At 62.9% G+C, this 22,809-nt stretch carries 21 protein-coding genes; 7 read left to right on the plus strand and 14 right to left on the minus strand.

The genetic code is table 11. The annotated features are described in order from the left end of the window. Positions 1 to 232: 232 nt before the first annotated feature. Positions 233 to 574, plus strand: coding sequence for an SUMF1/EgtB/PvdO family nonheme iron enzyme (locus QK290_RS03630; RefSeq protein WP_282337275.1), 342 nt, complete (start codon positions 233 to 235; stop codon positions 572 to 574). Then, on the plus strand, positions 478 to 732 hold the full coding sequence (locus tag QK290_RS18615) for an SUMF1/EgtB/PvdO family nonheme iron enzyme (protein ID WP_282337274.1): 255 nt from the start codon (positions 478 to 480) through the stop codon (positions 730 to 732). The genes QK290_RS03630 and QK290_RS18615 overlap by 97 nt, the downstream gene beginning before the upstream one ends. Before the next feature lie 76 nt (positions 733 to 808). Here the strand turns inward: QK290_RS18615 and QK290_RS03635 are convergent, their stop codons facing one another. The 4 genes from QK290_RS03635 to QK290_RS03650 are packed head-to-tail and all read right to left on the minus strand — an operon-like array spanning position 809 to position 4,905. Further along, a complete protein-coding gene (locus tag QK290_RS03635; RefSeq protein WP_282329370.1) occupies positions 809 to 2,311 on the minus strand; it encodes a sulfatase-like hydrolase/transferase in 1,503 nt (500 codons plus the stop codon). A gap of 3 nt (positions 2,312 to 2,314) precedes the next feature. Next, positions 2,315 to 3,325 (minus strand): aliphatic sulfonate ABC transporter substrate-binding protein, encoded by a 1,011-nt coding sequence (locus tag QK290_RS03640; protein WP_282329371.1) that lies wholly within the window; start codon positions 3,323 to 3,325, stop codon positions 2,315 to 2,317. Positions 3,326 to 3,376: 51 nt separating this feature from the next. Then, positions 3,377 to 4,174, minus strand: a complete 798-nt coding sequence (locus QK290_RS03645; protein ID WP_282329372.1) for an ABC transporter ATP-binding protein — start codon at positions 4,172 to 4,174, stop codon at positions 3,377 to 3,379. A gap of 20 nt (positions 4,175 to 4,194) precedes the next feature. Next, the gene (locus QK290_RS03650; protein ID WP_282329373.1) at positions 4,195 to 4,905 is read right to left on the minus strand and encodes an ABC transporter permease; all 711 of its coding nucleotides are present in this window, start codon (positions 4,903 to 4,905) and stop codon (positions 4,195 to 4,197) included. Positions 4,906 to 5,188: 283 nt separating this feature from the next. Between QK290_RS03650 and QK290_RS03655 the strand changes: the two genes are divergently transcribed. Continuing rightward, positions 5,189 to 6,352 (plus strand): ROK family protein, encoded by a 1,164-nt coding sequence (locus QK290_RS03655; RefSeq protein ID WP_282329374.1) that lies wholly within the window; start codon positions 5,189 to 5,191, stop codon positions 6,350 to 6,352. 208 nt (positions 6,353 to 6,560) lie between these two features. On the opposite strand, the gene QK290_RS03660 is transcribed toward QK290_RS03655, so the two are convergent. After that, a complete protein-coding gene (locus tag QK290_RS03660) occupies positions 6,561 to 6,728 on the minus strand; it encodes a hypothetical protein (RefSeq protein WP_282329375.1) in 168 nt (55 codons plus the stop codon). Positions 6,729 to 7,096: 368 nt separating this feature from the next. Here QK290_RS03660 and QK290_RS03665 point away from each other — a divergent pair, with 368 nt between their 5' ends. Both QK290_RS03665 and QK290_RS03670 read left to right on the plus strand, forming a co-directional pair. Continuing rightward, positions 7,097 to 8,272, plus strand: coding sequence for an ROK family transcriptional regulator (locus QK290_RS03665; RefSeq protein ID WP_282329376.1), 1,176 nt, complete (start codon positions 7,097 to 7,099; stop codon positions 8,270 to 8,272). Between the two features lie 303 nt (positions 8,273 to 8,575). Next, positions 8,576 to 9,445 carry a formylglycine-generating enzyme family protein gene (locus QK290_RS03670; protein ID WP_282329377.1) on the plus strand — a complete coding sequence of 290 codons (870 nt, stop codon included), beginning with the start codon at positions 8,576 to 8,578 and terminating at the stop codon, positions 9,443 to 9,445. Between the two features lie 50 nt (positions 9,446 to 9,495). Here the strand turns inward: QK290_RS03670 and nagA are convergent, their stop codons facing one another. The 9 genes from nagA to QK290_RS03715 all read right to left on the minus strand — a co-directional run bounded on the left by nagA (position 9,496) and on the right by QK290_RS03715 (position 19,081). After that, positions 9,496 to 10,743: an N-acetylglucosamine-6-phosphate deacetylase gene (gene nagA, locus QK290_RS03675; protein ID WP_282329378.1), complete on the minus strand. Its 1,248-nt coding sequence runs from the start codon at positions 10,741 to 10,743 to the stop codon at positions 9,496 to 9,498. Beyond that, on the minus strand, positions 10,730 to 11,569 hold the full coding sequence (locus QK290_RS03680) for a class II fructose-bisphosphate aldolase (protein ID WP_282329379.1): 840 nt from the start codon (positions 11,567 to 11,569) through the stop codon (positions 10,730 to 10,732). Before QK290_RS03680 ends, nagA begins: the two co-directional genes overlap by 14 nt. Continuing rightward, on the minus strand, positions 11,560 to 12,528 hold the full coding sequence (locus QK290_RS03685; protein ID WP_282329380.1) for a hexose kinase: 969 nt from the start codon (positions 12,526 to 12,528) through the stop codon (positions 11,560 to 11,562). The genes QK290_RS03680 and QK290_RS03685 overlap by 10 nt, the downstream gene beginning before the upstream one ends. Beyond that, complete coding sequence (locus tag QK290_RS03690; RefSeq protein ID WP_282329381.1) at positions 12,518 to 13,480, minus strand: ROK family protein; 963 nt, start codon at positions 13,478 to 13,480, stop codon at positions 12,518 to 12,520. Before QK290_RS03690 ends, QK290_RS03685 begins: the two co-directional genes overlap by 11 nt. Before the next feature lie 2 nt (positions 13,481 to 13,482). Further along, on the minus strand, positions 13,483 to 14,400 hold the full coding sequence (locus QK290_RS03695) for an SIS domain-containing protein (protein WP_282329382.1): 918 nt from the start codon (positions 14,398 to 14,400) through the stop codon (positions 13,483 to 13,485). Between the two features lie 100 nt (positions 14,401 to 14,500). Next, a complete protein-coding gene (locus tag QK290_RS03700; RefSeq protein WP_282329383.1) occupies positions 14,501 to 15,850 on the minus strand; it encodes a sulfatase-like hydrolase/transferase in 1,350 nt (449 codons plus the stop codon). Beyond that, positions 15,850 to 16,761 (minus strand): carbohydrate ABC transporter permease, encoded by a 912-nt coding sequence (locus QK290_RS03705; protein ID WP_282329384.1) that lies wholly within the window; start codon positions 16,759 to 16,761, stop codon positions 15,850 to 15,852. The genes QK290_RS03700 and QK290_RS03705 overlap by 1 nt, the downstream gene beginning before the upstream one ends. 8 nt (positions 16,762 to 16,769) lie before the next feature. Continuing rightward, the gene (locus QK290_RS03710) at positions 16,770 to 17,747 is read right to left on the minus strand and encodes a sugar ABC transporter permease (RefSeq protein ID WP_282329385.1); all 978 of its coding nucleotides are present in this window, start codon (positions 17,745 to 17,747) and stop codon (positions 16,770 to 16,772) included. Continuing rightward, a complete protein-coding gene (locus tag QK290_RS03715) occupies positions 17,747 to 19,081 on the minus strand; it encodes an extracellular solute-binding protein (RefSeq protein WP_282329386.1) in 1,335 nt (444 codons plus the stop codon). The genes QK290_RS03710 and QK290_RS03715 overlap by 1 nt, the downstream gene beginning before the upstream one ends. 263 nt (positions 19,082 to 19,344) lie before the next feature. On the opposite strand from QK290_RS03715, the gene QK290_RS03720 reads away from it, so the two are divergent. Together QK290_RS03720 and QK290_RS03725 are read left to right on the plus strand one after the other, a co-directional pair. Beyond that, on the plus strand, positions 19,345 to 20,367 hold the full coding sequence (locus QK290_RS03720; RefSeq protein WP_282329387.1) for a Gfo/Idh/MocA family oxidoreductase: 1,023 nt from the start codon (positions 19,345 to 19,347) through the stop codon (positions 20,365 to 20,367). Positions 20,368 to 20,369: 2 nt separating this feature from the next. After that, positions 20,370 to 22,298, plus strand: a complete 1,929-nt coding sequence (locus QK290_RS03725) for a DUF2264 domain-containing protein (protein ID WP_282329388.1) — start codon at positions 20,370 to 20,372, stop codon at positions 22,296 to 22,298. Positions 22,299 to 22,809: the final 511 nt, after the last annotated feature.

Consider the following 22,809-nt stretch of genomic DNA (forward strand, 5'->3'; position numbering starts at 1 on the left):
GCCGGCACCGCAATGGTCTACCCCACACTGCTCGCAGCGATCGGCGATGTCGCCCTGGACGAACAATCATTGCCGCCGTGCGGCGGAGCACCGGCGTAGGCAAGCACTCTGCCGCCTGCTCACAAACGTCCCGGATGTTCCGGATGCTGGCATGGTCAACCTCCAGCGCAGGGACACCTGGTAACGCACCGCTGCCGAAGAGTACGGCACCTCGGCCGTTTTCCACCTCACAGTGGCCGCGGATCCCGCAGACGTCCTGGGGTCAGCCTCGGGTACGCCTTGGTGGCTCAACGTTCGCGGCGCCGATTGGGCCCACCCCGCTGGCCCTGCATCGCACTGGACCGACATTCCGGACCATCCCGTCGTCCAAGTCTCCCTCTATGACGCCTTGGCGTATTGCCGGTGGGCCGACCGGAGGCTCCGACCGAAGCTGAGTGGGAAACGGCCCAGAGGCGGACTCAACCAGAAACGCTACGCATGGGGCAACGAGCTGCACTCCGCGGACGGATCACACCTGTGCGACATATGGCAAGGTACTTTCCCGGTAGAGAACACCAAGAGGATGACTTCCTGACCACAGCTCCCGTGAAGGCTTTCCCGCCCAACGGGTACGGACAGTACGAGATAAGCGGAAACGTCTGGGAGTTGTGCCAGGACTGGTTCCTGCCGAAGTACTACCGAAACTCCCCCGCCGAAGACCCCAAGGCCCCACCGTCGGCCGCGGACGGCTGACGCGGGGTGGCTCTTACCGGGAAAGGGCCCTTCCCGACGACGGCCGCAGCCACCGCCGTCGGCCCCATCCGGTGCGCTACCGCACGAAGCGCTCGAGGGCGGTTTCAGGCCGGACCCGGTCCTCGGCCGGGATGTCCCCCATGAAGGCGAGCCACTGGGCGAACCTGTCGCCGCGCTCCACAAGCTGCCGGTACATGTTGCGGCGCAGGCCCCGGACGATTTCGGCGTAGACCGGAACACGGACGACGTTGTTGAGCTCGTCCGGGTCGGTCAGCAGGTCGTACACCTCGTCGGTGCCCTCGGGGTTGACCACGAGCTTGTAGCGGTCCGTGCGGAGCATGCGCTGCGCATAGGCGAAGTGGTGCCCATGGAATTCGCAGAGCATGTCCTGTCGCCAATCGTCGGGGTGCTCGCCGCGGGCCAGCGGGGCGAGGCTCCGGCCACGGACCCCCTCGGTTGGCGCCCCGGCCAAGTCCAGGAAGGTCGCGGTGAAGTCGAGCAGCGAGACGAACTCCCTGGGACGGCACTCGGTGCCTTCCGGCAGGGCCAGCACAGCGGGAATCCGGTAGATGTCCTCGTACATGGCCGGGCCCTTATCGTTGAGCCGGTGGGCGCCCGTGAACTCGCCGTGGTCGGCCGTGAAGGCAACCGCCGTCGTACCCGCAAGGCCCAGCTCCTCGAGTACGGCCAGGATCCGGCCGATCTCATGGTCAATCATGGCCACGTAGCCCCAGTAAACCGCGATGAGCTTACGCCATTCGTCCGGGCTGAAGCTGTCCGTTGACCAGTATTCGGCGTAGCTCTGCTGCACCGTGGGCTTGCCGGCAAAGGTCTCGGCGAAGGAGCCGGGCAGTTCGATCGTGCCGGGATCCACCATCTCGTACCACTGCCGCGGGATGAGGTAGGGCAGGTGGGGGCCGAAGATGTGGCAGGACAGGAAGAAGGGCTGGCCGGCCTCGCGGGTTCGGGCGAAGTCTCGAAGTTTCTCGATGGTCTGGTCCGCGAGCCACGCCTCGAAGGTTGCCTCGGTGGGCTGTTCGGTGACCGCCGCGATGAGGTGTCCCTGGGAACCATCGGGCGCCGTTGTGTAGACGGGTTCGCTGATCCGGAACTCAGGGAATCCCTTGGCTTCGAGCCATGCAGTGTAGTCGGGGTGGTCGAAGGTGTTCAGGGCTCCGGCCAGGTGCGTGGCCTCGAAGCCGTAGTGTTCCGGGCCGCGGTGCCGGCCCACGTGCCATTTTCCCACGTGGCCCAGCCGGTAGCCTTGGCCGGCCAGCGCGGCGGAGAAGGTGGGGAGCCCCTTGGGCAGTTCCTCGCGGCTGCCCGAGTTCCATTCGTAGTTGGAGAGCAGCCCGTGTTCGAAGGGGTGCAGGCCCGTGAGCAGGCTGGCCCGGGCCGGGGTGCAGATGGCCGTGGGTGTGTATGCCCGTTCAAAGACGGCGCCCCGCGCGGCCAGCGCATCGAGAACGGGTGTGTGCCCGCTGGTGTTGCCGTAGCAGCCCAGGGTGTCAATGCGCTGCTGGTCCGTCATGAGAAACAGGATGTTGTGCGGCGGTGCGCCGCTTGATAGGTCAGACACGAATCAGCCCTTCGGTGCGTCTAGGTAGTTCTTGGACGCGTAGAACTCCTTGGCGTCCGTGATGGTTTTGACCGTGCCTACTGTGACAAACTGCTCCTGCAGTCCGTTGAGCCACTCGTCCACTGTGCCGTTCTTCGTCAGCTTCTCGAGCTCGGCGGAGTCGAAGATCGTGGCCACGTCGGCTTGGCCTTTGAGCGTCGAGGTGTCGACCTTGAGGTATGTGGCAGTCGCAGCGATGGTTTCCTCCTGGTTTGCCTTGCGGTAGTCGTTGGCCTGCTTGATTACGGAGACGACGGCGGCGGCCAGCTTGGGATCCTTGGCGGCAAGACCCTTCTGTGCCACGAAGGCCGAGGGGAAGGTCTGATCCGGCATGAAGTCCTTGTTGCCCACTAGCTCCTTAAGGTCCGGGACTTTCTTCTTGAGCGTGTCGATGAGCGGGTACCAGAGCGCCGCGCCTTCAATCTGACCGGCACCGAAAGCGGAGACCGCCGTGCTGGGGTCCATCGGGACCACCTCTATGTCGTTCTTGCTCATACCCTCCTTGGCGAGGGCCATGTTGAGCAGGAGGTCACCGGAGGTGCCGGCGGGCACCCCCACCTTCTTGCCCCGGAGGTCCTTGAGCGAGTTGATGCCGGCCTTGGCGATGATGCGGTCGGCGTTGGAGACGGAGTTAATGGCCCAGATTTCGGCCTTGCCGCTGGCGGGCAGCCACATGGCACCGGAGCCGATGTATCCCACGTCGAGGTCGCCCGTGCCCATGGCCTGGATCTGCAGCGGGCCGTTGGTGAAGACGCTGAACTTGGGGTCCAGTCCTGCCTTCTTCCAGTAGTCCTGCTGTTCGGCGACTGCAAGCAGCGCGGCACCGTTGTAGTCGGCAATGTAGCCGATCCGGACCTGCTGCAGCGACGCGCCGCCGCTGGAACTGCCGGAACTGCCGGAACTGCCGCAGCCCGTGGCAAGCAGGGCGACGGCGGCCAGGCTCGCGGCCCCGCGCAGGAAGGTTGAACGCTTCATGGTGATCTCCTCAAAAAAGGGGTGGGTCAGAATAATTGCAACGACGGGTGGCTACTCGTCGCCGCCCTTGGCGCCGGGCTGGTGGTAGACGGACTCCCAGACCTCGGCGCGAAGCGCGGCGAACTCGGGCGAGAGCCGCATTTGCTCGGTCCGCGGGTAGGGCAGGTTCACGGGAACGATCTTGTGAATGCGTCCTGGCCGGGCGGCCATGACCACCACGCGGGAGGCCAGGAAAACGGCCTCGTCGACGTCGTGTGTCACGAACATGACGGTGCGGCGCTCCTTGAGCCAGGTCTGCAGCAGCTGCTCCTGCATGTGCACCCGGGTCAGTGCGTCCAGGGCCCCGAAGGGCTCATCCATGAGCAGGATCTGGGGATCCACGGCGTAAGCGCGGGCGATGGCGCAGCGCTGCTTCATCCCGCCGGAGAGGGTCTTGGGCAGGGAATCGGCGAACTGGGTCAGTCCCACGAGCTCCAGGTAGCGGTCCACGATGGCGCGTCGTTCGTCGGCCGGGACCTTCTTGAGCTTGAGCCCGAATTCGACGTTTTTGCGCACCGTGAGCCAGGGGAAGAGCGCGTACTGCTGGAAGATGACTCCCGTGCGGGGGCTGGGCCCGGTGACGGGCCTCTGGTCCACCAGGACGGAGCCGGACGTTGGCTCCAGCAGCCCGGCGGCGACGTTGAGCAAGGTGCTCTTGCCGCAGCCCGAGGGCCCCACCACGGTGACGAACTCGCCGTCGGCAATGTCCAGCGAGATGCCGCCCAGGGCCGTGAAGGTCTCCTTGGCGAGCTTGAACTCCTGCCGGATGTCGCCGAAGCGGATCATGTGGTCGGCTGTCACGGTGCTCATGGTGTGCTCCTGTTCGAGGGTCATCGGCGTTCCTGCCAGCCCGTGAGTTTGGATTCAATGAATAGAAGGATGCGGTCCATGAGCAGGCCCAAAATGCCGATGCTGATGACGCCGACGAAGATCGTGGGTAGGTCGTAGAAGATCTGCGCCTGCTGCATCCGGAAGCCCAGGCCCTGCTGGGCCGCAATGAGTTCCGCGGCCACCACGGTGGCCCAGGACGCCCCCAGGCCAATGCGCATGCCGACCAGGATGAAGGGCGATGACGCCGGAATCACCACGCGGGCGAACACGACGAAGCTGGGGGCACCCAGCACGCGGGCCGCGTTGATGAGTGTCTTCTCGACGCCGATGACGCCCTGGAAGGTCGCGATGACGCAGGACAGGAAGGACGCCATGAAGATGACGAAGATCTTGGGCGTCTCTTCAATCCCCAGGATCACGATCGCCAAGGGAATGAGGGCCAGCGGCGGGATGGTCCGGAAGAACTGCACATAGGGTTCAAACAGTGCCCGGCAGACCGGATACCAGCCCATCAGAAAGCCCACCGGGATGGCCACTGCGCTGCCCAGCAGGAAGCCGGTCAGCACACGGCTCAGGCTCGCGGCAACGTCCCCGCCCAGGATTCCGTCCGCGATCAGCTCGGCCCCGCGTTGGACCACCTCTACGGGGCCTGGCAGCCCCAGGACGCCGAGGACCGAGACGAGCCACCAAAGGCCGATTCCCGCAGACACGGCCGCCACGTTCAGTGCCAGCGCACCGCGGCGGGAGAGCTTGGACCCTGCCTTCGGGCGGGGTGACGGCGAGGGCCGGGATCGCGGTCCATCCGTCCGTTCCGGAGTCGTTGCTCTCGAAGATTGAGCGCCATCGCTTGTGATCATCACCACAGGTTAAGTCCGTCGCATGATTTATGTCAATAGCCTTTATGAAAGTAGTCTTTGCAGAAAGGCGACTTCGAGTAGCATGGAGATATGCGTCCGCTAATTCGGTGGTCGCACCATGGAGGAAGGTCTGCGCATGACCAATCCCGAACCAGGCGTTCTGGCCGCAGTTCGCCGCCAGCACGAGCTCAGGGTGCTGGGCGTTCTGAGCGAGTCGGGTCCGACGTCACGCAAAAACTTGGAGCATGCCACAGGCCTGTCGCGCACCACACTCTCGGCCATCGTGGGTGACCTGCTCAGAAGATCCGCGGTGATAGAGCTTGACCCGGCGCCTGCCGGTCCCGGGCTCAGCGGCCGTCCCACCAGAATCCTGGGAATCAATCCCTCCTCCGGTTCGGCTCTGGGAATCAACCTGGGCCGGGGCCACCTGAGCGCCTGCTTCGTTGACTACAGCGGCGCCATCATCGCGAGCGACTCGGAACTCATCGCCTTGGACTTGGACGTGAACGAGAAGCTGCTGCGCGCCACGGCGCTGGTGCAGAGCCTGGCCGCGGCGCACGGCCTGAGCCTGAACGCCCTACTCGGCGTGGGGGTCGGCATCTCCTCGATGCACCCGGATCCGCAGGCGTCCGGGCAGGAGCCCGTCGACCTCGCCCCGCTGCGGGCGCTCAGCACCGCCCCTATTCTCTGGGACCATAACATCCGGATCTCTGCCATGGCCGAGGCCTCCCGCTGCCTCGACCAGGACCTGCTCTACGTGTCGCTCTCGCACGGCATCAGCTGTGGCATCCTCGTGGGCGGCACCATTGCGCGTGGCGGTGCCGGTCTGGCGGGCGAGCTCGGCCACATGTGCGTGGACCCGGACGGGCCTGAATGTTGGTGCGGGGGACGCGGCTGCCTCGAACGCTATCTGAGCATCCAGAACCTCCTCGCCGAAGCCGCACGGCGCGGCCGCAGCTATTCGGACATCGCCGAATGGACCACGGCAGCGCACGACGGCGAGCCGGTCGCCGTCGAACTCGCTGCCTGGGCCGCCGAGCTGCTGGGCCGCGCAGTGGCCAACCTGACCATGCTGCTTGACCCGCAACGCATCGTCCTGGCCGGCGAACTGGCGGCCCTCGGCGAACTGCTCCTCGAGCCGTTGCGCCGCTCCCTGGCCGGGCAACGGCTCGACATTCGCGAACGCCGTACCACGCTCGCGGTGTCGGCGTTCGCCGCGGGCGCCGGGTCCTACGGCGCGGCCCACATGGCGCTGAGCCGCTGGGGTTCAGCCGCGGCACCCGTTTCAGGTGGCCGCTGAACAATCTGGGGACTCCCGGTTCACCCGGTTCTTCCGTGGGTTGCTTCCCCTCGGTGGGGCTGCCCAGTGCTCTTCCATATCATTCAGTTCGCTGTAATTGCCGCAGTTTGGCCTCAATCGGCCGTCGGCCGTTCCGGGTCCTTGTCATTGAGCCGCCGTGCGCCAGCGAATTCGCCTGGTCGGCGGTAACGAAGTAGCTTAGGAAAGATCAGGAGGCCCTGACGTCGTACGTGTGGATGTTGAGCCGCCACCGCGAGGCCCTGGCCCGCCAGCTACCGACGTGGAACAATTCGAGCGGGATGCCGTAGCGGCCGGGGGCCAGTGCGGTGTCAAGCAGACGCTTCTGGCGACGCTGACCGGCCGAAGCCCGGGGCACATCTCCCAGATCATCAGCGCGACCCCGACCGTTTTCGACGCCGCGACCCGGGACGCCAGGGAACAGTGGCGCCAGGAACTGGACAACAGACCGCGCATTTGGAGCGCTATGCGCCTCGATTGGCCGGACGCCGGAGGAGCTTGGTGAGTGGAATGCGAAACACCTGCTGATCCACGGCGGTCCCCGCAAGGGTGAACGCTGACCGCTGACCAGCTTGCTGTTTGGAGGACGTCGGTGCGGACCCGCAGTGAAGGAGCAAACAGGTCGGAAAGCCGCACTCATGCTCTTTACCTCTCGAGCACTTGCGTCAGCCACATTGGACTCTGACTTCACCGGGGCCGCCGCCGGCGCCGGACTATGATTCATGAATGCCCGACTCTATCGAACCCGGAACCACGGATCGTTCGATTGTCGAGCTCCTCCTCGTGGGAGGACCTGCCACCCGCCTGGAGCTCCAGGCAAGACTGGGTGTTTCGCGCCCGACGCTTTCTTCTGCAGTGACGCGGCTCCTGAACCGGGGACTGGTTCAGGAGCAGGGAACGGCAGCCTACGGCACCGGAAGGAACGGTCGCCCTCAAACATTACTGGCACCGAATATGGCTGCAGGGGCGGCTGTGGGCATCGAACTTGGCAAGGCTCAGGTGGCGGTCACGATCCTCGCCATGGACGGAACGGTCCACGCGCAAAAGGTCACTTCCACGCTGCCGGAGGTGTCATTGCAACGCCGGCTCGGCATCGCCTTGGGCTCTGTCCACACCTTCATCGCTTCCGATGTTCTCAACCCCGGGTCTGTTCTAGGCATTGGGCTGGGAGTGGCCGGCCGCCATCCCACTTCCCGGCCCGACGGCGACTCCGGTTCCGTGGATCCGCCCGGTGTGAAGCTCGACAGGCTGGGACGCCTGCTCCCTGCCCCGATCATTTGGGACAACAACACCCGCATGGCCGCCCTTCGCTACCTCGGCAGTTCCGGACCCGAATCCCCGAACGCATGCGTTCTTTATGTCGTTCTTTCATCCGGGGTCAGCGCGGGCATTATAGAGGGCGGGCAGGTCTTCCGCGGCCGCGGCGCCGCCGGCGAGCTGGGTCACATCTGCATTGACCCTATAGGGCACGTCTGTTCATGCGGGGCAAAAGGGTGTCTTGAGGCCTATATCGGGGTGGAGGCGGCCGTCCAGTGTGCCCGGGGCAAGGGACTCGCAGTCGAAGATCTGAAGGCTCTGGCGGACCTGGTCCAGTCAGGTGACGCCGTCGCGCTGGCTGTCAGCCGGCAGATCGGCCGGAGTTTGGGGATCGGTCTTAGCAGTGCGGTGATGCTGATCGATCCTCTCCGCATCATACTCACGGGCCCCCTTCTTAGCCTGGGGCCGGCTCTGGTCTCAGCCGCGAGCGAGGAACTCCGGTTTCGGCGCAGGGCTGTCAATCTGGAGGTGCCCGACATCGTTGCCGAGGTTGGGTCGCCGTTCGATTCCAGCCACGGCGCCGCGCTGAGCGCCCTGCAGCGCTGGGGGGATACTTTCTTGGGCGGCCCGACGTCACACTCATGATCCTGCTCATAGGTTGTAAATATGTAAAGCACCTTGACATTAGTCATTCGCAATTGTAAGTTGCCGAGGATAGCGCATCCCAGTGCGATTCCTATCGAACCCCAAGAAGGAGATATATCGTGATAGATCCGCCCGGAATGTCGGCCCGCGAAGCAATCTTGACCGGCTGCATCGAAGGCGGCGGACTCCGTGGCTGAGGATGACAAAACCGGCGGGAGCCCGTGCTGCGGCCCTCAAGGAGGGCGCGGCGACTCCGCGGCCCGGCGAGTTGATTCAGGAACTCGGCCACAGGCGTTGTCCGCCTTGGCGGTCAAGCACCAGGAGGTGCTGATTCCTGCCGGAACGTTTTCCATGGGTGATGCCTATGGGGAAGGCTACCCCGCGGATGGGGAGGTGCCGGTGCATGAGGTAAGGCTGGATTCCTTCCGCATGGACACAACGGCTGTGACGAACAAGATGTTCGCCGCGTTCATTGCCGCCTCCGGGTATCAGACCGAGGCCGAACTGTATGGTTCGTCTGCGGTTTTCCATCTGCTGGTTGATACCGCGAAGGAGGACATCCTGGGCCTGGCCGCAGGCGCTCCCTGGTGGGTCAACATCCGGGGCGCCGACTGGGCGCATCCGGGTGGCAGGAATACCAGCTCGGAGACGGTGCCGGATCACCCGGTGGTCCACGTTTCCCACAACGACGCCCTCGCGTACTGCCAGTGGACCGGTCGGAGGTTGCCGACCGAGGCCGAGTGGGAGTACGCGGCACGCGGCGGGCTGGCCGGACGGCGATATGCCTGGGGAAACGAGCTGCACGGCCTGGCCGGCCAGCATCTCTGCAACATTTGGCAGGGTCAGTTTCCTGTCTCAAATACCTCCGAGGACGGCTATCTGGGCACCGCGCCGGTCCGTAGCTTTGCGCCGAATGCGTTTGGGCTTTACGAGGTCTCCGGGAACGTGTGGGAATGGTGCAGTGACTGGTTTGACCCGGCTTACTATGGGCACTCCCCTGAGGCGAACCCTCCGGGGCCGCGGAAGGGCACCACCCGGATCATGCGTGGTGGGTCCTACCTGTGCCACAGCTCGTATTGCAGCAGGTACCGTGTTGCAGCGCGCAGTTCGAACACCTCTGATTCCTCCAGTGGAAACTGCGGCTTCCGGACGGTGTCCGTCAGCGCATCGTAGTCAGGGGTTTCGGCTGCCGTCACAACGATGGCGGCCTCCGGTCAGGACGGCTATTCCCGCGCTCGGATGACGCCCGCCCTCATAACGGTGTGCGGCCTGAAGCCAGCGTCAACAACCACTAGGTCGGCTCTCATTCCGCGTTTCACACTTCCGATGTCGGCGCCGGCGCCCAACATGCGGGCCGGGACCGCCGTCGCCGCCAGTACGGCGTCGCCTGGGCTCACCCCGGCGGCAATGGTGTGCCGGACGACATCCAGGAGGGTTGCCGTGCCACCGGCGAGTGAGCCGCCGTCCCGAAGCCGCGCAACGCCCCGCTGGACGGAGACCTGCGATGGGCCCAATTCATAGTCGCCGTCCGGGAGCCCTGTTGCCGCCATGGAATCGGTCACCAGAAGAACGTTGGCTGCCCCTACCAGCCCGAACGTCATCAGGACGGTTTGAGCGTCCAGATGGACGCCATCGGCGATCAACTCCACGGCAATGCGGCCCTCGTTGGCCAGCCGCAGGCACGCACCCACCGGGCCCAGCAGTCGGTGGTGCATGGGCGCCATACCATTGAAAAGATGCGTAACAGTTGGCCTGGCCTGTCCCATTGGGTAGACATTTTTCATGGCCGATTCTGCAGTTTCGAGAGAGTTCGCCGCTACCTCGGCTGTGCAATCCGTGTGACCCAGTGAGGGGGTGATGCCGTGCGCAATCAGAGTTTTTAGCAGCTCGTCAGCGCGCGGAAGTTCCGGTGCGTAGGTCATTGATTTGATGGTGCCGTCCGCTGCCTGGAGGAGCTCATCGAGCAGCTCAAAGTCCGGATCCCGCAGCCATAATGGGTTCTGGGCCCCGCAGCGGGCGCGTGAGAGGAACGGGCCTTCCAAATGCAATCCGTCGATGAGACCCTCAGCTGCCAAAGGTCTCAGCCCCCGAATAGCCCGGATGAGGTTGCTGTCTGACGCTGTTACGAGGCTGGCCAGCAGGGTGGTCGTTCCGCTGTCATGAAGGAAATCGACCGCGGCGCGAGAGGCATCAGTATTTCCGGACGGAAATTCGGCACCGGCTGCGCCGTGGCAGTGCACGTCCACCAATCCGGGCAAAATCGCTCCGCCTTCGGGGACGGTAACGGGTGTGGCCTCCTCAAGATAAGAGGCATCGCAGTCATCAGGTGGCCCAACGTAGACTATTCGATCATCCCGGACGGCCACGACATTTCCCGGGTGTACGGAGCCGTCAGTGATCACGGTGCCCTGTAGGACATATCCAGTGCTCTTGGCGGACTCGGGCTGCTTCAGTAGGTTAGCGTCCATCATTGATCAATGTGATTAGTCGGGCCACTTCCGGGACCAGAGCTTCCCGCCCGGCCTTGATGTATTTGCGGGAGTCCACGGCAGCGGGGTTCGCCTCTAGATACTCTCGAACTGCCCGCGTAAAGACACAGTTCAAGTGTGTGGAGACGTTGATCTTGGTCATCCCGGATCGGATGGCTGAAACCAAATCCTGATCCGGGACGCCGGAGGAGCCGTGGAGGACTAGCGGGACACCGGTCTCGCGACGCAGAGCGGCGATGAGACCCATGTCCACGGTCGATGTTTTTGCCGTCATGGCGTGGGATGAGCCGACGGCGACGGCCAGCGCGTCCACGTTGGTAGCGGCCACGAATGCTACGGCTTCCTGGGGGTCGGTACGGACTCCCGGTGCGTGCGCGCCATCTTTTCCGCCGACCTTCCCCAGTTCGGCTTCCACGTACACACCTCTGGCGTGGGCATAGCGTGCAATCCGGGCGGTCGCATTGACATTGTCCTCGTAGTCGAGGTGTGCTCCGTCGTACATCACCGAACCGAAGCCCAGATCCACCGCCTCCATCGCAAGGTGTTCGTCCTCCGCGTGGTCCAAGTGAAGCGCAATCGGAACTGTTGAACGGTCAGCGAGAGCCTGTGCTGCTCGGGTCAGGGGCACCAGACCGCCATGATATTTCACGCAGTTTTCTGAAATCTGCAGAATTAGCGGAAGGCCCGCCATCTCCGCCCCGGCGACAAGAGCCTCGGCGGTTTCAAGATGGATGATGTTGAAAGCGGCCAGTCCGCGTTTTCGGCCGAATGCGTCGGCCATGAGTTTCGACGTGGGGCTCAAGGGCATGGAAGATCTTTCTCTGTCGTAATTTGCAGTTGGTTTGCGATCTCACGATGACGTGATGAGATCTCCCCGGCCAGTGGCATCAACACTGCGGCTGATCCCCATGCCGCGGCAGCGCGGAGTACGGTGCGCAGGTCTTTTACCCCGGCGCTGAAGGACACGGCCGCTGCGGCTACGGACGCATCTCCGGCCCCTGTGGGGTTGCCGTCCAGGGCCTGCGGCAGCCGTGCCTTCCAGTAGCAATGAGGATCATCAGCTGTGAAGGCGTACATTCCGTCCGCCCCGGCACTGACCAGCACTGCCTTTGCACCGGCGGCCAGGAGCTTTCTGGCGGCTGAGGGCAGGTTGGGGTCGTTCATTGTCTCCATGAGCTCGTGATGGTTTGGTTTGAGGAGGTCTGCTCCTGCCCGTGCGGCTTCGATTAGCCCGGTACCTGTCGTGTCGATGATCGCCGGGACGCCCCTGGAGTGGGCCATGCATACCAGATCGCCGTAAAAGCCCTGCGGTGCGTCCGGAGGAAGGCTGCCTGCGCCAACCAGGACCCCGATGTCGCGTCCTGCCAGGCACTCGCTCACCGCGTCCCGGAGTTCCTGCCACTCCTGGTGCCGCAGCGCGGTCCCGGTTTCGTTGAAGATGGTCGTCAGTTTGGTGGTCTTGTCGACGAACGCAATGCTTCGCCGGGTATCGGAAGCCACCGGCAAGACGCGGTGTGGGATGCCGCTGAGCTCTAGGTCGCGCCGGAGGTTCGTGCCGTCGTCTCCGCCCGCTGTGGTGATGACGAACGTCGGATGTCCCTGGGAGTGCGCGACTCGTGCCACGTTGATTCCCTTACCGCCCGCCCGGTGTTGTGGGGCGGGGATCCGGTGGGTTTCCCCTGGCCTGAGCTCATTCAGGAGGTAGGTCACGTCGATCGCCGGATTGGCTGTAATGGTGAGTACGCGGCTGCTGGTTTCAGACGTCATGACGGCCCGCCTTCATGGAGTCGAGTAGGTCGAATGCCTTAAGGGCGGAGCCGATCAGGCCGGCGTTTTCCCCGAGGCTGGCGGGCACTATGGAGGGTGCTTCGTGGACGGTCAGCAGCTTCCGTAATTCGGTGTTCAGCGGGTCGAACAAGGCATCACCGGCTTGCGCCAGCCCGCCCCCTATTACGACCGTCGTGGACCCGAGAAGCGCCACGCAATGTGCGAGGCTGAACGCCAGCGCCTCCACAGCGTGGCCCCAGACGGTTCTGGCGGCGGGGTCACCGCGAGTCGCGGCGTGCAGGACGTCCCTGGCGCCCGCAACGCTTCGACCTGTAGCCGCGTTATAGCGGTTGACGATCGCCCCTGCCGAAGCGACACTTTCCAGAATCGTCACGCCCGTTTGACCGTCCGGGGCGGGCACAGGTACCTGTCCCACTTCCCCGGCCAAGCCGCCGCCGCGTACGCGCACTCCGTCTGCATAGATAACACCGGCAATACCGGTGCCGATCGCGAGAAAGATTCCGTTGGTCGTTTCTCTGGCTTCCCCCAGCCTGAATTCGGCGTCCCCTGCCGCGCCGACATCATGGCCGAAGGCCACAGGCATGCCGAGTTCGGCTTCGGTCCTCCGGACGAAGGGGTAGTCGCGCCAGCCGAGGTTGGAGGAAAGGATTCCTGTCCCGGTCAGCTCGTCGACGATTCCCGGTACGGCGAGGCCTATCGCCTCGATGGGCAGGGACGGGTAGGCCTGCCGGTAGGAGCGGGTCAAGTCAAGGATGACCTCCACGATGGCGTCGCCGGGGTCGGAGGGCGACAGCGGGGTTCTGGTCCGTCGTAGGCCTATGACCTGTCCGTCGGGGCGGACGATTCCGGATTTGAGGTCGGTTCCGCCCACGTCAAAGGCGAGGACCGGCGCCCGTTCAAGGTTTAGCGCTGGCCCTCTTGAAGTGTCCATCGTCAGCCTTCGAGGACGACTGACCGGGTCAGGTTGCGCGGCAGGTCCGGGTTTAGCCCCCGGAGCCGGGCTCGTTCCAGGGATACCTTCTGTGCCCGGACCAGTTCTGCCATGGCGTCCCGTCCGTTGGCGATGAAGTGTCCGCCCGTACGTTCCACGTCGTTGCGCAGGCCGTGCGGCTCATCACCGAAGAGCCAGGTGACCCGCCCGGGCGCCGCAATGGAGATCGGACCGTGGCGGTATTCCATCGCGGGATAGGACTCCGTCCAGGACTGGGAGGCTTCGCGCATTTTCAATGCTGCCTCGTGGGCGAGTCCCACGGTCCATCCGCGGCCCAGGAACGTGAACTGCTCCGCTTCCAGAAGTTCCGCTTCTATGGGTTCTGCGATCGCCTTCTGCGCGTCCAGGATGGCCGCGTCCAGGTTGTGTCCCAGTGACGTCTGCAGGTATGTCAGGGCAGTGGTGGCGAAACGGGTCTGGACTACGGATTTTTCGTCAGCGAACGGCAGTGCGATGACGTTGTCGGCGGCCGTGACGGCCGGCGAATCGGTATCTCCGACGATGACAACGGTGGGAACTCTGCCTTTTACGTGGTCGAGGACTTCGAGCACTTCGGTGGTCGTACCGGACCTGGTGATCGCGATGATCGTGTCATAGTCTCTGTTCAGGGCTGATTCCGAGGCGGCGTAGGCGTCCGTGACGCCCAGTCCGGCGGTCTCCCGGAGCGTGGCGTAGGCCTGGGCCATGAACCAGGATGTGCCGCAACCTACAACCGCGACTTTCTTTCCATTGCCCGGCAACAGGGTCGCGGCTTCGCGGCGGGCCTGGTCGGCTGCGGTGGCCCATACCTGGGGCTGAGATTCGAGTTCGCGCTGCATGTGTGCGCCCAGTTCCTGGGCGGCTGTCGGGGCATTGCTCATGATGTTTCTTCTCCTTATAGAGGGCGGTGGGAACGGTCATCCCGGTCGTGTCCGGGCCCTCCCGTTGGGGTTTGACAAATTTTGCGGACGCTGGGGTCCCTCAGTAAGGGACCGCGTAGATTTCCTTGCGGATCAGGGTGCCGGCGGAATGAGGCAGGACGAGTTTCTTTAGGAACGCTTTATCGTTCGTCTCCGTGCACCAGCCCAGGAGCCGTCGTCGAAATTCCTCGAGAACGGCGTCGAAAGCGGACTCTTCAGCCAGGTTGCGGAGCTCGCCCGGATCCGCCACGAGGTCCACCAGCTGTTCACGGTGTTTACCCCAGCTGTAGACCGTGTACTTATACCGGTCGGTGATGAAGGAGCGCCCGAGCGTGGAGACACGTTGGCCTGTACCGAAGGCGGTTTCGACTGCAATCCCTTCGCCCTGTGCCCGTTTTTCCGTCAGGCAGTTCAGGCCGTTGATTCCGGCGGGGGCCGCAATGCCAGCCAGGCCGCAGAGCGTAGGAATGAGATCGAGCCCCAGGGAGACCAACTGGTTGCGAACCTGGTTGAAGCCGATCCCGGGCCCCTTCATCAGTAGCGGGACGCGGACGGCTTCCTCCTGCAGCGACGTCTTTTGGTTCCAGCCGTGGGCGGCGTCACCGTCGCCGTGATCGCTGGTGAAGAGCACTACGGTGTTCTCTGCCACGCCCTGAAGATCAAGTGCCCTCAGGATGGTTCCGATCTGTTCGTCGGTCTTCTCGATGAGCTGCGCGTAGGCGTGCCTGTACAGCCGCCAGTCATCATGGCTGTACCCAGCCGTCCCGTATGTTTGCTCGGCCTGGGCTCGTTCGCGGGTGAGAGCTTGTGGACTGTATGGTGCCGTTGCAAAGTTCGAGGGTAACGGCGGGGCGTCTCTGACGTTTGCCGGCGGCTGAACATCTCCGTATGGCAGATGCTGACCCCGCGCATACTCGCAGATGGTGTGCGGGTTATCGAAGGAGACAAACAGCAGGAATGGTGTGCCGGTGTTATGGCGCGAACCCAGCCAGTCCACCGCCGCGGCCGACAGTCCCTCGTCGCCAAAAGGATGGATGACGTCGAAGCCGTCCTTCGCGTGGGCGCTGGCTTCCGGGGCGTGCCATTTGCCGGCGTACGCGCATTCGTAGCCTGCCGCCGTGAACCAGTGGCCCAGGCTTTCCTTCGCCCGCCCCGGTCCACTGCCTGCAGGCACGGTATTTCCCTCGATTCCCAGTTCGTGGGGGTAGCGGCCGGAGACCAGCGAACTGCGGGCAGGAACACAGAGCGGGAAGGTTGTGTACGCGCGCTCAAAGCGGGTGCCCGTCGAGGCCAGGCTGTCCAGGTTTGGTGTGTGTACGACAGAAGAGCCGGCGCAGCCCAGAGCGTGCGCCGCCCACTGGTCGGCCATAATGATAAGGATGTTCGGCTGGGCCGGGGTGGTGTGCGACATTACTTGCCCATGCCCAACGTGAGGCCTTCCGTTAGACGGCGTCCGAGCCAGATATAGATGACCAGCATGGGCATGACGACGATGACGAGTCCGGCGAACAGGCCTCCCCAGTCGGCGCCGGAGTACGTCTGCTGCTGGACGAACGAGATCAGGGCCACCGGCAGCGTGTACTTCTCCGTGGACTGCATCAGGGTCAGCGACAGCAGGGTCTCGTTCCAGTGGGAGATCACCTGAAGCACGAAGGCCGTCAGAATACCGCCCTTGGCCAACGGCAGGGTGATCCGGAAGAACGTGCCGACAGCCGTGGTGCCGTCCAGAGCTGCGGCCTCTTCCATCTCCAACGGCAACGATCGGAAGAAAGCAGTCAGGAGGAACACGGTGAACGGCATGGAGACCCCGATGTACACCAGATTCAGACCAAGGAGGCTGTCGGTGAGGTACACCTGGTTCAGCATGACAAACAGGGGGATCAGGATGACCTGGGCCGGGATGCCCAGCCCCAGAATGAAGTAGAGGCTAATGGACCGGGTAAAGCGGTTCTCGACCCGCCCCAGGTAGTACGCACAGGGTGCGGCAATGGCAACGGTCAGAACGGACGAGACGATGGTGGTCACGGCGCTGTTCCATGTGGCCTGGGCGAAGTCCCCCACGGTCCAGGCCCTGACGAAGTTCCCAAAATCGATGGTCTCCGGAAGCCCCCACGGGTCACCGAGAATCGAGCGGGTGTCTCTGAACGCCTGCATCACCATCCAGCCCAGCATGATGATGCTGACGGCAACGATGATCCAGAGAAGGCCGACGCCAGTACTTCTGAGGAATGACCGCTCGCCGCGCATGGCGGGGCTGGCGGGCCGGTTGCGAGGGCGGCGCTTGGGGGCGATGGCCACGGGGATATCCAAATCTTCAGACATCGTTCTTCCTAAAATTCGACGGCGTCACGGCGCATGGCCCTGCGCAGAATGACAACGAGTACGGAGATGAGTGCCAGCGAAATAATGGCGGATGCTGTGGCCGCACCGTACGCCGGTGTCGACTGTGCGGAGAAGGCAGTCACGTAGGTGTACACGGCGGTCGTCCAGCTTTGTGTTGGGGGGATGCCTGCGCCGCTGCTGCCGCCGAAGACCCATACGACTTCGAAGATCTTGATGGATGAGATCGTCCACAAGACGGCACAGGTTCCGAACACATCCCACGTCAACGGGAGAACCACGTAGCGCAGACGCTGGAACGGCGTTGCACCGGCGAGGGCGCAGTCCTCGTAGTAGTAGGGCGGAATCCGGTCCACTCCAGCCATCAGGATGGTGGTGAAGTAGCCCGTGGTGGTGCAAATCAACGTCACCATGATTAAGGGGAACAGGTTGTCCTGAGCGAGCCATTTCGGCGGATCGGTCACCCCGAACGGCTTCAGCAGCGTGTTGACCAGACCCCCGGGATTGAAGATGAACCCCGCAAGTACACCGAAGACCAACGCGTTGATCAGGTGCGGAAAGAAGATGACCGAACGGGCAATCTTCTTACCCACCATGTCACGGAGGATTAGGCACAGCCCGAAAGCGATCACGAAGATGGCTATGCCGACAACAAACAGCAGCAGCAGCGTGTTACCGAACGCTTTGAGGAACAACTCATCCCGAAAGACCAGGAAATAGTTGTCCAGCCCCACAAACTTCATGGGCCCGGCGCCGGACCACCTGTGCAGGCTGATCCACATAGCGCCGGCCGCCGGAAGAACAAACAACAGGGTGTAGAACAGGAACGCCGGTCCCACGAACGGAATGAGGAGTTTCCGCCGCTGGCGCTCAATGGAGCTTCCCTCGGCCCGATTGAGTTTCCGGGATGTGGAGCGCGACGAACGTGCCGACACTCCGGTCTGGTCTTTCGTTGGGGTCAACGTCATCAGCCGTTGTCCTTCCAATACTGGCTCTGCGCCTGCTTCATCTCTTTCACGAACGTCTCAGCAGAGATCTTTCCGAGGAAGAGCTGGTCATTTTTAGGGTTGAAGACCTTGTCCAGATACCCGGGGAAGACAACTCCGTCGAATGCCTGGTGGATCTGCGGGGCAGCGTCAAGGGCCGCCTTGATGGAGGCCATCTCCGGGGACGTTGCTGCATCTGCACGGATGGGAAGTACTTTTGCTTCCGTTCCGTACGCGTCCTGATATTTCTTCTTCAACATGAAGACCGCGAGCTGCTGGGCGGCGGCGGCGTTCTTCGCCTTCTTGGGAATCGCGAACCCGACGAAGTCAGCGCGGACACTGGCGGGCTTGTCATCAACTGCCGGGAACTGGAAGGAGGAATATTTGAAGCCTGGGGTCGCGTACGGTGCCGTTTCGGTTGGAAGCCATGAGCCGTTCAGCAGAAGGGCGGCTTTTCCGGTGGCCCAAAGCTGTTGCTGGGCCGGCCACTTACTGGAATCGTAGCCATTGATGATATAGCCGCCCTTGATCAATGATTCGACCTTCTTCGCCGCTTCCAGGACCTGCGGATTATCCCACGCGTTACCGGATTTGTCGGCTGCCAGTTCCTTGAAGGCGCCAGGGCCGCCGTACCGCTGCATCAGGGTAATGAACCAGGTGGAGTTGTAGCCGGCGATGTCACCATCGGCTGCCAGTGGAACCTCCCCGGCCTTCTTCAAGGCATCGAGCGTGGCAAGAAACTCATCCCACGTTTTGGGCGGCGCCGAGGCAAGATCCGGGTGGCTGGCTTGGTTGAACCACAGCCCGTCCGAGCTGAAGCTGTAAGGCAGCATCCACGGCTGACCGTCCTTACCGTCTATCGCGGCATTCGCGAGGTACTTCTCGGGAATCAGGTCGGAGACCTTTTTGCCGTCAACGGTCGCATCGTAGGTGGCGGCCAGTCCCAGGCCTTGTTCGGTGTCACCAATGACAGGGGCCAGTTTGGCGAAGGCGCCGTCAACAATGTCGGGGACATTGTTGGTGTTGAGCGCGGGGACGAGCTTTTCGGTGCTGCTGCGTCCCTGCCACTGCACCTTGACGGAGGCGCCGGATTCTTTTTCGAAGTCTGCGATTGCTGCCGCAAGGATTTTCTGCTGGGGTTCACCTTCTTTCCACATCGACCAGTAAGTGAGGTTCTGGCCGTCAATGGAACTGGTGATGTCGGTGGCTTTCGCCTCCGCGCTGGACTCGCTTGGACCACCACAAGCGGTGGCCGACAATGCCAGGGCCGAGCCAAGAAGCAGGGCTAGAGGGCGAAAAATCCGGGCGTTGCCCATGGTATTCACCTTTCGTGTAGGGGGGAACCGCGAGTACCACGGTTCGACTGAGATGACTATCACACCCGCAAAAAGAAGGATTCAAGTGGTACTACAAGAGTGCTATTAACTCGGAGCCGGTCTTAGGCACGTGCCACTCGGTGACTGCGTCGGCTTTCGCCCGCCACAAGATCTGCGCCCCTTGGATTAGGTCTGGATTCATACCTTTTTTGACAGGAATACTCATGCTTATTCCCTGGCCTCGCGTGAGGTAGTCCAATCGAGTGAAGAGGTATGCATTGATCCGTCTTGGAATCATTGGAGCAGGCGCGGTTGCGCATCTCCATGCCCACGCTGCCGCAGTACTGCCCAATGTGGAGATGGTGGCCGTCTGCGACTTGCAGATCAAAGCAGCGGAGAAGGTAGCTGAACCCATCGGCGCCGCCGTCTACACCGACTATCCCTCCATGTATAAGCAGGCGGGCCTGGACGCGGTCATTGTCAATACCCCACACTCCCTCCACCTTGAGATGGTTCTTGCTGCGGCAGATGCCGGGATCCATGTTCTGGTGGAAAAACCGATGGCCACCAGCCTGGAGGACTGCCAGCTGATGACAGAATCCTGCAGCCGAGCTGGCGTCAACCTGGTCGTCGGACACATCCAGCACTTCCTTCCTGAAAAAGTCGCGGCAGAACAGTTCCTAAGATCCGGAGCGCTAGGGAAGCTCTTAATGATTAGGGACTTTAGGAGCACGGACTACCGGCCCGGGACGCGCCCAGACTGGTTCTTCGACCCTTCGATCGCCGGCGGTGGGGCCCTTATGAACATCGGCGGGCACTGTATCGACCGTTCACTTTGGCTGGCCGATTCGACAGTGGATACCCTTGACGCACGGACGCTCAACCGATTCGGCGTGCCAGTCGAGACGGACGGGTACGTTCTCCTGCACCTACGCAACGGGGTGGAGGTGAACATCGTCGTTGCTTCGGATCCCCCGCACCGCCTCGATGAGATTCTTCTCATCTGCGAACTCGGAACCATCTCCTGCACTCCTGACCGTGGAACTGTCGTCAGGCACAACGGAACGAGCAAAACAATCTTCCATTCCTCGGAGCACGGCATCCAAGATGGTTTCACAGGCCAGCTTTCAGATTTCATAGCGACACTGCACGGGCTCGACCCGAAGGTCAGCAATACCCACGCCCGCCGAGTCGTTGAGACAGTCCTTGCCGCTTACCGCTCAGCCTCAAACCGTGAAGCTGTCTCATTTGTGGAGTCCGTGCCAGTGGCGAATCTGGCACTCTAAACGTGAGCAGTAACGACTCCCGGACACAGGCAAACATCCCTCAAAGGGATTCAATCACCGGTTGGAACCGCGCATCGTGGGAGCACCTCGCAGACAGACTCATCGCCGGGGCTCAGAAACACTCCTCTCCCGGAGGTGCCCGGGTGGCATTTCCGTCACCCTCACGGCAGTGCGACACTGCCGAACTCGAGGGTTTCGCCAGGTCCTTTCTGCTGGCGTCCCTGCGCATCGCAGGATCCGCGGGCGCGCAGCCGGAACTCATCCGTTGGTACTCCGCAGCGCTGGCGGCGGGGACACAGGCCTCCGGCCCTGAAGCCTGGCCCCAATTGCGGGATCACGGGCAGCCGACCGTTGAAGCGACATCAATCGCCCTCGCTCTTCATCTGTCCAAGCCGTGGCTTTGGCATGGACTGGACGACGGGGTAAAGCACCGGGTTGTGCACTGGCTCTCCGGGTCTACAGGTAGATTCGGAGCGGATAACAACCACGTGATGTTCGGGGCAACCATTCAGGCCTTCCTCGCCTCGGTGGAAGCCCCGTTTGATATTTTTGAAATCGAAGCCGCCCTCGATCGGATCGAAGATTGGTACGTCGGGGACGGCTGGTATTCCGACGGGGAGGGCCGCCGCTTCGACCATTACAATGCATGGACATTCCACCTGTACCCGTTTTTCATCATTGACATGCTTACCGGCACCGCGGGCAAAGCGACGGCCTCCTCCGAGCGTCTCAAGTTGTATAAGAGCCGGCTCCGCGACTTCCTTCGGGGGTATGAACACTTGTTCTCTGCGGCTGGCAGCCCGCTGATCCAGGGCCGCTCCCTGATCTACCGGTGGGGTGTCGTTGCCCCTTTCTGGATGGGCGAAATCCAGGGCGTCTCTCCTTTACCTGTCGGCAGAACACGCAGGCTGGCCTCCGGTGTGGTTAGGCATTTCACGGACCGTGGCGTGGGTGCTGACGGTGTGGTGTCGCTGGGCTGGTGGAAAGAGAACACAGGCATACTTCAGTCCTACAACGCCCCGGGATCACCACTGTGGTTGAGCAAGGGCTTTCTGGGTCTGCTTCTGCCGCCGGAGCACACGGCCTGGGTCGCAGACGAAGCGCCGCTTGAGATCGAATGCCAAGACGTTCGGCAGGTACTATCCGGTCCGCAGTGGCTGGTTCACTCGACGCAGCAGGACGATATTGTTCGCATAGCCAATTTCGGCAGCGGAGGGCACCCGCGCCACGACTCGCACCTTTACCGGCGGTTGGCGTTCAGTACGGCGACGGCACCGGTCCAGTACGGCGATCTCAGGGACAACGACATCTACGTTCCCCTGAAGGATGCCACGAGCATCCATCGCGGCCCGTTGGCGGGGGTTGCCCGGCCGCATGGCGGGAGCCTTCGGTTCCTGCTTGATGCCGCCGGACGAGGCGTCTCGGTTGATTATGCCACTGTCGTCCTTGATGACGCGGTGGAGTTGAGAGTGGCAAGAGTCTGTGATGCCGCGGCACTGCCCCTCACCGTCAGCGGATACGCTCTCCCCTCCGATGGGCCGATGGATACCGTTGTCCAAGGTGAGTGCGCCACTGCCACAACCCAGGAAGGGCTCTCATCGTCCATTGCCTTGATCAGTGTCCGGGCGGATGGGAATCCCGTCGCTGCTGCAGCTGGAATCTGCTATTCATCAGACTCAGTTCTGGGGTCAAAGGTGGCTGTGCCGGTGGTCCGTATTGCGCCGGAAAGCAGCGCGGAATTACGCATCGCGTGGCTCGTGGCTCTCTCCGGGCGGGTTATGGACCTCTCAGGAGTTGCGGCTGATTTGGAGCTTCACTGGTCCAACCGGGGTCTGAAAGCCTCCTTCAGGCAAACGACCCGGAACCTTCCGTGGATACGGCAAGAAACGTGGCCGGCTGACAGCATAAACCAGGGGATTTTCGGACCATAAGCCTTGTAAGACTGAAGCCCTGCGGGCTGCTCTGACGAGGTCCCGGTCGGTGGCAGCGGACCCCGGACCTGGCCGCCTAGCAGAGAAGTGCGCAGCGTTTAGTCCCGCCCTTGTCAGCATCCGGATTTCTGCGACTTCTACTCTGCCGCCAGTCATGATCTCCAGCCGCCCGTCCGCCCCCGAGCATGGCCGGTAGCATCACGATGCCGGCTCATCATTCCCTGGCACATTCAGGCTCTCGCCATCACGATCGATTGCTCGCTCCAGTGTCGGGGCCCGAACACCACGCCGGCCGTCCCATCCCTGGACAAGGTGGCTGTGTCCCGCGCCATGGTTGTGTTCTCTGCCGCGGCCTACCCGAGTTGCAGGGCTGGCGCGGACTAACGGATGGCCTCCAGCGGCAGGTGAGCCCGACGGAGGCTCGCTTCAAGCAGATCGCGGGAGGCAGTGGGCCGGCCGAGATCCAAACAAGCGTATAGCTCAATTCGGTCGGCTGTCTGGTCGGCAGCGA

The sequence above is a fragment of the Pseudarthrobacter sp. AL07 genome (assembly GCF_029960665.1).
Classification (GTDB): domain Bacteria; phylum Actinomycetota; class Actinomycetes; order Actinomycetales; family Micrococcaceae; genus Arthrobacter.